This window comes from Ruminococcus callidus ATCC 27760 (assembly GCF_000468015.1).
GTDB classification, from domain to species: Bacteria; Bacillota; Clostridia; order Oscillospirales; family Ruminococcaceae; genus Ruminococcus_C; species Ruminococcus_C callidus.
In genome coordinates this window covers 1-2,306 of the sequence record NZ_KI260311.1, presented here as the reverse complement: position 1 = coordinate 2,306, position 2,306 = coordinate 1, and the positions used below count along the sequence as shown (strand labels likewise).

The window sequence follows — 2,306 nt, the reverse complement described above, 5'->3', positions numbered from 1 at the left end:
ATAGAAAGAGCATACCGGCAGACGGTTGCTCCCACGATAGTTGTTAAGAAATAACTGCCTATTTGCGAGAGGGGCGGTTATTTCTTTTTATGATCGTCATGGAAAATGTGATACAACAGCGTTGTAAATGTAACCAAGAACGTCAGAAATGCAAAAAGCTCTGACCAAGTTACGTAATGTTCCATAGCATCACCTCCCATCGTATGCAGATACGTGGGAGCAGGAAACGAAACCGTCCACCGTTTTCGGTATGCCCTAGGGCTTTATTATAGCATATCCTGTCGAATTTTGTCAAGACAGCAAAACCGAAAAAAACGCCGGTCTGCCTCTTGACAAACCGGAGAAAAATGCGTATAATAAAAATAGAAAGAGCATACCGGCAGACGGTTGCTCCCATGTTTAGGAAAGTTAAAGAATTAACCGTCTCTAGTTTGGTCGCTGAGGGCGGTTATTTCTTTTTATGATCGTCATGGAAAATTGCGTATAGCAAAGATGCAAAAGCAATCAAAAGTGTCAAGAGAGCTAAGAGCTCTGACCAAGTCACATAATGTTCCATAGCATCACCTCCCAACGTACAAAATTGTACATGGGAGCAGGAAACGAAACCGTCCACCGTTTTCGGTATGCCCTAGGGCTTTATTATAGCATATCTGATCGAATCCTGTCAAGAAAAATCAAACACACCAACAAAAAAAGCGGTATACCTTTCTGGTACACCGCTTTTCTTATTGACTACAGGCACATGCCTGTGCGTATTTTAGGAATGTGTCGAATAGTTCGGAGCTTCCTTGGTGATCTGAATATCATGCGGGTGGCTCTCCAGCAGACCGGCGTTGGTGATCTGTACGAACTTTGCCTTTTCGTGGAGCAGCTCAATGGTCTTGCAGCCGCAGTAACCCATACCGGAGCGAATACCGCCTACCAGCTGGAACACGGAATCGGCAACACTGCCCTTGTACGGCACACGACCTTCTACGCCCTCCGGCACCAGCTTCTTGGCACCCTCCTGGAAGTATCTGTCCTTGGAACCATTTGCCATAGCAGCCAGACTGCCCATGCCGCGGTATACCTTGAAGGAACGTCCCTGATAGATCTCGGTTTCTCCCGGAGATTCCTCACAGCCAGCCAGCAGTGAGCCCAGCATAACGACATTTGCACCGGCAGCCAGAGCCTTTACAATGTCGCCGGAGTACTTGATACCGCCGTCTGCGATGACCGGAATGTTGTGCTTCTTTGCCACCTGAGCCACGTCATAGACTGCGGTGATCTGCGGCACGCCGATGCCGGCAACGATACGGGTGGTACAAATGGAGCCAGGTCCGATGCCGACCTTGACAGCGTCTGCACCGGCTTCGATCAGAGCCTCTGCTGCTTCTGCGGTAGCGATGTTTCCGGCGATGACCGGTACATGCGGAAATGCTTCCTTGACCTTTTTCAGGGTAGTCATGATGTTCTTGCTGTGACCGTGTGCAGAGTCCAGAACCAGCACGTCTACCTGTGCATCTACCAGAGCGTGAGCACGTTCCAGAACATTTGCGGTGATGCCGATCGCAGCACCGCAGAGCAGGCGACCCTTTTCGTCGCGGGCAGAGTTCGGGAACTGTACTGCCTTTTCAATATCCTTAATGGTGATCAGGCCCTTGAGGTAGCCTTCTTCATCCACCAGCGGCAGCTTTTCGATCTTGTGCTTGCGGAGAATCGCCTGTGCTTCTTCCATAGTCGTGCCTACCGGAGCCGTGATCAGGTGATCCTTGGTCATTACTTCCGAGATCGGGCCGTTATAGTCGGACAGGAACCGCATGTCACGGTTGGTGATGATGCCCACCAGCTTGCCCACATTATCTACGATCGGCACGCCGGAGATCTTGTACTTGCCCATCAGAGCGTTGGCATCAGATACCAGATGATTTTCCGTCAGGGAGAACGGGTTGACGATAACGCCGTTTTCCGAACGCTTTACCTTATCCACCTCGTCTGCCTGCTGTTCGATGCTCATGTTCTTGTGAATGATACCGATGCCGCCTTCACGGGCAATGGCAATTGCCATTCTGGCTTCGGTGACGGTGTCCATTGCCGCAGTCATGATCGGGTTGTTGAGCCAGACATTGCCGGCAAGTCTTGTCCGCAGTTCGATCATGTTCGGTGTTACGTCCGATTCTGCCGGAATCAACAGCACGTCGTCGAATGTCAGTCCCTGTTTTCCAAACTTTTCACACAGTTCCATTGAATGACCTCCTCAATCTTCCGAAGATCAGTTCTGCAAAGGTCTGCCGCTAAGGCAATACCGCACAAAGAGCGTCTGGCGA

1 protein-coding gene is annotated in these 2,306 nt (G+C 50.5%); it reads right to left on the bottom strand.

The genetic code is table 11. The features are described 5' to 3' along the window. Positions 1-757: 757 nt before the first annotated feature. Positions 758-2,224, bottom strand: a complete 1,467-nt coding sequence (gene guaB, locus RUMCAL_RS02430) for an IMP dehydrogenase (protein WP_021680876.1) — start codon at positions 2,222-2,224, stop codon at positions 758-760. Positions 2,225-2,306 lie beyond the last annotated feature (82 nt).

What these genes read in the sequence shown, in the direction of transcription:
- guaB (WP_021680876.1), bottom strand. Translation starts at nt 2,224, where the DNA reads ATGGAACTGTGTGAAAAGTTTGGAAAACAGGGACTGACATTCGACGAC.